Consider the following 1,443-nt stretch of genomic DNA (forward strand, 5'->3'; position numbering starts at 1 on the left):
CGGTTCATCAGCAGCATCGCCAGCACCGCCCGCTGTTTGGGTGTGCCCAGCGGCACCAGGGTGCCGTCGACGCTCATCTCCAACGGTCCGAGCAGACCGAATTCGAGACGCTTGTCCGCCATCCCGCCTACCAGCCTTTCCGCGTCCGCGGCGTCGGATGCCCTGAGCTCACCATTGTGATTGTGACGCCAAGCGGGCGGATTCGTTACGAATCACGAGAAACCGTCGAGCTCGGACGGCATGTCGTCCCAACCATGGCCCCAGCGCGGCGCCGCACCCGGGGCCGGGGGCTGAAATGTGTTCGCACCCAGGGCGATAGTGGGTACGTCGCACGAATTGAATTGCACCGCCGTCACATATCGGCCACGCGAAACGCGCTCCGCTCGGTTGCGCGCCGCGTGAACCGAATCCCCGGCGGCGACTAGGTGGTGACGACCATCAACTCGTTGCTGGTGTCCCAGGACTCGACGAACAGCTTGATCGGGATTTGCTCGTTGCGGCCTTCGGGTGTGCCGCTGTCGTTGAGGTGGACGCTGCCGGCGACGGTGTCGACGCCGGTCACCACCACGGCGTGGTTGGACTCCGGGCGGCCGTCCTTGCCCTTGTCTTCGACGGGCTGGTGCCAGATCAGCTCGGCGTTGAGGCTGACGATCACCTTGTGACCGCCGCCGAGCGCCCGCTCGAGAGCGGCCATTCCGGCCGGGGTGCCGGTTTGCGCGGCGTCGTCCTTGTCGCTGAGGACGGCGCCGATCTTGTACTGGGCGAGCAACTCGGGAATGTCCGCGGTGTTCGCGCCCATTCCGGATTCCGGGTTGCCGGTGGCGGCGGGCTTGGTGTAGATCGAGCCGGGATGCGCGATGCTGGGCGTCGATTGGGCCTTGGCGATGATGTCGTGCTCCGAGGGCGCCACGCCGGTGATCTCGCCGATGACATCGGCACTCGACATCAGCACGCAGTCGTCGTACTGCTGCTGGCGCCAGAATTGGGCGGCGGCGGTCGGGTCGCCGTAGGTGAGTTGGGACGCTGCGGCACCGGCCGGGGCCGCCACACCGAGCGCGACCGCGCCGGCGGCCACCGCGAGGGTCAGGGTCTTGGTGATGTTGGCGGTCGTCATGGTGTGCCTCTTCTCGTCTCTGGCCGCGTGGGTCGGGGCTGGGCGGGTGTTGAGAAGAGCTTCGAACGTGCGCCTGTTGGACTTCTTTACAAATCCTTGGAGCCGTGCGGGGCGTCGGCTCCCACGGCCTACGGGGGATTCCGAGTTTCGAAATCCCCCATCGCGGCTCGTTATTCGCTTAGGCGGGCTGACCGGAGAATTGCGGGCAATAGGCCTGGGTGGCCGCCAAGACCACGTGGGCCGCCTGCGGCGGCGTCAGGCTGGTGTGCCGGAAGATGTCGACGGTGACCGCGGTCGGCGTCTGGCCGGCGGCGAGTTCGGTGCAGACC

At 67.1% G+C, this 1,443-nt stretch carries 2 protein-coding genes and 1 pseudogene; all 3 read right to left on the reverse strand.

The window, feature by feature from the left end; all coding sequences use genetic code 11:
• Positions 1-122, reverse strand: a pseudogene (locus A5622_RS29340) (regulator); the annotation flags it as partial.
• A 299-nt stretch (positions 123-421) separates the two neighbouring features.
• A complete protein-coding gene (locus A5622_RS21215) occupies positions 422-1,114 on the reverse strand; it encodes a hypothetical protein (RefSeq protein WP_066881032.1) in 693 nt (230 codons plus the stop codon).
• A 178-nt stretch (positions 1,115-1,292) separates the two neighbouring features.
• Positions 1,293-1,443 (reverse strand): DUF732 domain-containing protein (locus A5622_RS28560; protein ID WP_156749150.1); only part of this gene is annotated, 151 nt, incomplete at its 5' end.

The sequence above is a fragment of the Mycobacterium sp. 1245801.1 genome (genome assembly GCF_001673055.1).
GTDB classification, from domain to species: domain Bacteria; phylum Actinomycetota; class Actinomycetes; order Mycobacteriales; family Mycobacteriaceae; genus Mycobacterium; species Mycobacterium europaeum_A.